This is a genomic window from Rhodococcus sp. C26F (genome assembly GCF_053345925.1).
On sequence record NZ_JBKFBA010000090.1, the window covers coordinates 1 to 5,989 of the forward strand.

The following is a 5,989-nucleotide window of genomic DNA, read 5'->3' on the forward strand; positions in this document are numbered from 1 at the left end:
CGCACCGCCAACGGCGAACAGGAGATCGTCTTCACCAACGGATCGATCATCATGTTCGGCGCTCGTGAGCAGGGCTTCGGTCGAGGTATGGAAGCCATCGACGTCGAGGTGTTCGACGAGGCGCAGATCCTCGGCGTGAAGGCACTCGAGGACATGGTGCCGGCCACGAACGCCGCGAAGAACCCGCACGGCGGTCTGCTGTTCTTCATCGGCACACCACCGCGGCCGACCGACGACGGCGAATCGTTCACGAAGAAGCGGAAGAAGGCGCTCGCCGGGCTGACCGCCGGTCAGGTGTACGTCGAGATCTCCGCGGACCCGGACACCGACCCGGACGACCAGTCGAAGTTCGGCACGTTCAATCCGTCGTATCCGCACCGCACTCCGCTCGAGTCGATGCTGCGTATGCGGGAGAACATCCCGGACGACGAAGCCTGGCGCCGTGAGGCGATGGGCATCTGGCCGGATGACGACGACGAAGGCCCGGAGACATGGCAGCTCGTCACCGAGCTGCAGTGGCAGGGACTGCAGGACTTCCCGGAACTGACCGGCACGATCGGTGTGGGCCTCGCCCGCGTCGGTTCCCGGTGGGTGATCGCCGGTGCGCAACGTACCGTCGACGACCGGATCCACGTCGAGGTCGGCTACGTGCGCACGGCGACCAACCCCGAGATCGTCGATCTCATCGGTCGGATCGACGATGTGCTCGAGCCGTGCGCGATCGCTACGGACAGTCGCTCGCCGGCCGCGGTGCTCGAACCGATGATGAAGACCGCCGGCATCGAGCTGATCAAGTCCACAACGAACCAAGCGGCGCTGATGAGCCAGGGCTTCGTGGATGACGCCGAGGACGGGCTGATCAGCCACACCGGTCAGAAAGCTCTCGGCTACGCGCTCGAGCAGGTGAGGAAACGGTCGCTCCCGCGTGGGGACTGGGTCGTCGACGCAGGGGGAGACCCCGAGGTCACACCGATGCTGGCCGTGATCATCGCCCGATGGGCACTGATCACTTTCGAATCCCGCGTGGCCGGCGCATCGGCCGCGCCGACGTTCGAGCGCACCAACCATACCGGTGGACCGGTCGACTCGTTCGACCCGTTGACCGCCGCGTTCTAGACGAGGAGGTGACCATGGCTGAAACCGCACGTCCCTCAACAGAATTGGGATACGTACACGGTGGCGGAACCGAGTGGCAGCAGTGGGACCACACCGAGAAAGTCCCCGAGCTGCAGTGGCCCGAGTCGGTGAACGTCTTCAGCCGGATGGGCCGCGAGGACGGCCGAGCCTCCTCCCTGCTGCGAGCGATCGGTCTGCCGATCCGCCGCACCGGATGGCATCTCGACCCGAACGGCGCCCGTGATGAGGTCGTCGAGTTCGTGGCCCGCAACCTTCGGCTCGGGATCAAAGGCTCGGACTACCAGCCGACGACGCGCACACGCGGACGCTTCTCGTGGCGTAGTCACCTGCAGCAGGCTCTCCTGATGCTGCAGTACGGGCACAGCTTCTTCGAGCAGGTCTATCAGTTCGACCAGGACGGAAGGATCAGTCTGCGCAAGCTCGCGCCCCGTCCGCAGCGCACGATCGCGAAGATCAAAGTCGCGCTCGACGGTGGTCTCGAGTCGATCACGCAACAGCCGCCCGTCGGAAAGCTCACCGCAGCCTCGGCCATCCCGGACGGATTCACCATCCCCGTCTCGAGACTGGTCGCCTACGTGCACGAACCGGACCCCGGTCAGTGGCAGGGCAACTCGATCCTGCGGCCGGCCTACAAGCACTGGATCCTCAAGGACGAGTTCATGCGTACCCAGGCCGCCGCGGCCCGCCGCAACGGCATCGGCGTGCCGGTCGGTACCGCAGCCAGCGCCACCGACCAGGTCGAGGTCGATCACATGCGCGACCTGGCGTCGAACTTCAAGGGCGGCATGACCTCCGGCGTCGGTCTTGCCAATGGCCAGAAGCTCGAGCTGCTCAGCGTGCAAGGTGTGCTGCTCGACATTCAGAAAGCGATCGACTACCAGGACAAACAGATCGCTATCGCGGGCCTCGCGCACTTCCTGAACCTCGACACCGGTGGTTCGTTCGCAATGGCCAGCGTGCAAGAGGGCACGTTCACGCAGTCGGTGCAGACGCTCGGCGAGACCATCGCAGACGTCGGTACCGCTCACGTCGTCGAGGACCTCGTCGATCTGAACTGGGGCGAGGACGAGCCCGCACCGAAGATCGTGTTCGACGAGATCGGCTCGCGCCAGGACCTCACCGCATCCGCACTGAAGATGCTCATCGACGCCGGACTGATCCGCCTCGACCGGTCGCTCGAGGAGTACACGCGCCAGCAGTACGGCCTGCCCGCGAAGGACACCCCGCCCCCATCCGAGCCGTGGACGCCCCCCTCCGGCCCGACCGAATCCGAGGGGACAACCACGTGAAGGAGACGACCATGACCATCCGCAACGGTGCTGGTTCTTCCAGCCGACCGCGCGAGTGGTTCCGGATCAACGCGCAGGCCGGTGCCGCCACCGAGATCCTGATCTACGACGTGATCGGAAGCTACTGGCTCGACACCGACGCGCAGACGATCGCCACCCGGATCAAGGAACTCGACACCGACGAGATCGTCGTCCGGATCAACTCACCCGGCGGCGATGCGTTCGACGGCATCGCGATCATGAACGCGCTGCGTGCGCACTCGGCGAAGGTCACCGTCCGTATCGACGGGTTGGCCGCGTCGGCTGCATCGGTGATCGCGATGGCCGGTGACGAGATCATCATGGGCGAGGGCTCGCAGATGATGATCCACGAGGCGTGGCTCTACACGTCCGGCACCGCCGACTATCTACGCGCCGAGGCAGACCGTCTCGACAAGATGACCGACTCGATCACCGCGGTCTACGCCCGCCGGGCCGGTGGCGATATCGACGAATGGCGAGCACTCGTCGCTGCCGAAACCTGGTTCACCGCAGACGAAGCCGTCACGGCTGGCCTGGCCGACAAGGTCAGCGGCAGCACCCCAGACACCGGTGAACTCGCCGCGGCATTCAACCTGTCGCAGTTCCGCTTCGCCGGCCGGGAACATGCTCCGGCCCCCCGGATCCCCTCTGCCGAGGCGGTAGAGGACACCAACAGGAAGGAGGGCATCGTGCCCACCCTCAACGAAACTCTCGCTCAGCGCCTCGGCATCAACGCCGACGCCACCGACGAAACGATTCTGGCCGCCCTCGACGAGGCACTGGCCGAGCAGACCCACGAAACCGGCACTCAGGCATCCGCCCCCACCGGCGGTCCTACCGCCGAGCAGGTTGCCGCCTACATGGAGCGTCACGGCCTCGTCGCCGTCGACCGTGCCCAGCACGAGGATTACATCGCCGCGGCCAACGAAGGCCGTGCAGCTCGCGCCCAGCAGCTCCGCGAAGCCGACGAGGCACTCGTCGACGGAGCGATCCGTGCCGGAAAGTTCGGGCCCGGCCGACGCGAGCACTGGCTCAACTCCTTGCAGCGCGACCGCGAGGGCGCCACCGAGGCCATCAACAGCCTCGCCGCCGGTCTCGTGCCGCTCGAGGAGGTCGGCCACGGCGTCGACCCGGAGCTCACCGGCGGTGCGGACTTCGCGGCCGTCGACAAGTTCAAGAACTGGATCGAGGAGAACTGACATGGCTGCAGTCACACAGGTCACCCAGGGTGGCCCCAAGAGTTTCATCCCGGCCGAGGTCATCCTCGGTGGCCAGCTCGTCGAGGCCCGCACCGGCGGCCGCATCGGCGTCGCGGCCGCGGACAGCGTGAAGGTGCTCGGCGTCGCGCTCACCGACGGGCAGAGCCCCGAAACGGCGCAGGGCGGAACCACCGTCGACGCGATCGGACGCCCGATCATCAACGCGATGCCGATCCCCACCGTCGTCTCCGTCGCCTACGCAGGCACCGAAACGAAGGTGACCTACTCGGCCGCGGCCACGTTCGGCGACAAGCTGGTCTCGACTGGTTCTGGCAAGGTCGGTCCGGCCCCGGTCGATGCCACCGCAGCCGAGATCGTCGGCATCTGCACCCAGCCCCAGGGCGTGGCCGCCAACGCGGTCGGCCTCATCCGGATCGCCTGATCCCTCACTTCCCCAGGAGACAATCACCATGGCACCCAGGACCATTGTGAGCGGGTCGGACGGCGCGGCACTGGCCGTGGCCGACTTTCTCGCGAACCCGACGCTGATCCCGACCAAGCTCAAGAAGCTGCTCGAGAATCAGTTCATCGCCGAGGCGCTGCTGCGCAACGCTGGCGCCAACACCTCGGGCGTGTTCGCCTACCGCGAAGGCGATCCGGCCTTCCTCGCCGACGACATCGAGGAGCTGGCCGAGTTCGGCGAGATCACCGTCTCGAACGCGGCCCGCGGAATCCCGAAGGTAGTCTTCTCGACCAAGCGCGGCAAGGGTATTCGCGTCACTCTTGACATGATTCGGAAGAATCAGATCGACGACGTGAACAAGCAGATCACCGCGCTGAAGAACACTTTCATCCGGGCCAACGATCGTGCCGCGAAGGCGATCTTCAACTCCGTCCCTTCGTTCCCCGTCTCCACCGCGTGGGATGTGGCGAACTCGCGGCCGCGCCGCGACATCGCCGATGCGATCTTCGAGATCTCCCAGGCGGCCCCGACCGCCGAGCAGGGCGGCAGCGAGGACGAGGGATACGAGTTCGCCGCCGACACGATCGTGCTCAACCCCGCGTTGCTGCCGATCCTGATGGACAACGACGATCTGCTGAAGGTCTACCGCGGCAATATCGCCGACCAGAACATCGCCTATGTCGGTGCGCTGCCGGAGACCATCCACAACCTTCGTGTCATCGTGTCGAAGGCGTGGCCGGCCGACCGGGCCCTGATCCTCGAGCGCGGCACGATCGGGTTCTACGGCGACGCTCGTCCGCTGACGTTCACCGAGCTCTACCCCGAGGGCAACGGCCCCAACGGTGGCCCGCGTGAGACCTGGCGCTCGGATGCCACGCAGGAACGTGGACTCGCACTCGACCAGCCGCAGGCCGGTCTGTGGCTGACGGGACTGGTGACGCCGTGACCGACTACATCCTGACCGCACTGCGGTTCAACCAGGTACTCGAGCGCAACGATCAGGGCCGGCCGACGAAGGAGATCAGGCACCGCCGCGGTGCGCTGATCACCGATCTCGACGAGCTGGAAGCGCAGCGGCTGCTGCGTGCCGGCGCGATCCGGCCCGCCGACGAGGTCGCTGCCGAGGAAGCCGCAGCAGAACGAATTGCCGCCGCGGTGGTCGACCAGGTCCCGCCACAGGGCGCCGAACCCCCGGCGGCTACGGCCGGTGGTGCGTCGGCTGAGAGGCCGCGCCGTCCTCGGGCGACTGCGACCGACGAGAAGTGGGTGGCGTACGCGGAAGCGATCGGCATCGACGCCGAGGATCTCAAGGGTAAGAACAAGGACGAGATCATCGCCCTCGTCGACGCTGCCGAAGAGAAGTGAGCTGAGGCGGCACTGTGGCTGACTTCGTCGACGTCACTGGTCTGATGAGGGGCTGGCGGCAGCTGTCGGCAACCGAGACGATCTGGGCCGAACAGCTCATCGCCTCTGCCTCGAAGTGGATCCGCAAGCACAAGCCCACCATCGATGACGACGACCCGGACGCCCGGTTCGTCGTCATCGAGGTGGTGCGGGCCGCGCTGACGGCTGCCAAGCACGCCGGTCACGTCTCCTACACGAAGACGGTGGGAGGGGTGACCCGGTCGGGGACCCTCGTCAACCCGGGCCGGTCGTTGGTGTTCACCCCGTACCACTACCAGCTGCTCGGCATCTCGCAGTCGGCGAAACCGTCCTGGACGTTCGGGGACTGACATGGACGAACTCGGTAATCAGACCGTGCGGGTGATCGAGCGCGTGCGCGGTAAACGTGGGGTGATGGTCGAGCAACCGGGTGCGGAGTATCCCGGGTGTTCGGTTCAGCCCGTCGGGTCCGTCGAAGGGGTGCCGCTCGAGCGGTA

7 protein-coding genes are annotated in these 5,989 nt (G+C 66.4%); all 7 read left to right on the forward strand.

The window, feature by feature from the left end:
• Positions 1 to 1,116 (forward strand): terminase (locus ACLBYD_RS30335; protein WP_447819352.1); only part of this gene is annotated, 1,116 nt, incomplete at its 5' end.
• 14 nt (positions 1,117 to 1,130) lie between these two features.
• Positions 1,131 to 2,426: a phage portal protein family protein gene (locus ACLBYD_RS30340; protein ID WP_447819353.1), complete on the forward strand. Its 1,296-nt coding sequence runs from the start codon at positions 1,131 to 1,133 to the stop codon at positions 2,424 to 2,426.
• Between the two features lie 11 nt (positions 2,427 to 2,437).
• Positions 2,438 to 3,646: a head maturation protease, ClpP-related gene (locus tag ACLBYD_RS30345; protein ID WP_447819354.1), complete on the forward strand. Its 1,209-nt coding sequence runs from the start codon at positions 2,438 to 2,440 to the stop codon at positions 3,644 to 3,646.
• A 1-nt stretch (position 3,647) separates the two neighbouring features.
• Complete coding sequence (locus tag ACLBYD_RS30350) at positions 3,648 to 4,088, forward strand: hypothetical protein (RefSeq protein WP_219129664.1); 441 nt, start codon at positions 3,648 to 3,650, stop codon at positions 4,086 to 4,088.
• A 28-nt stretch (positions 4,089 to 4,116) separates the two neighbouring features.
• Complete coding sequence (locus ACLBYD_RS30355) at positions 4,117 to 5,055, forward strand: phage major capsid protein (RefSeq protein ID WP_219129663.1); 939 nt, start codon at positions 4,117 to 4,119, stop codon at positions 5,053 to 5,055.
• A complete protein-coding gene (locus ACLBYD_RS30360) occupies positions 5,052 to 5,474 on the forward strand; it encodes a lipase chaperone (protein WP_447819355.1) in 423 nt (140 codons plus the stop codon). The genes ACLBYD_RS30355 and ACLBYD_RS30360 overlap by 4 nt, the downstream gene beginning before the upstream one ends.
• 14 nt (positions 5,475 to 5,488) lie before the next feature.
• Positions 5,489 to 5,842, forward strand: coding sequence for a hypothetical protein (locus ACLBYD_RS30365; RefSeq protein ID WP_447819356.1), 354 nt, complete (start codon positions 5,489 to 5,491; stop codon positions 5,840 to 5,842).
• Positions 5,843 to 5,989: the final 147 nt, after the last annotated feature.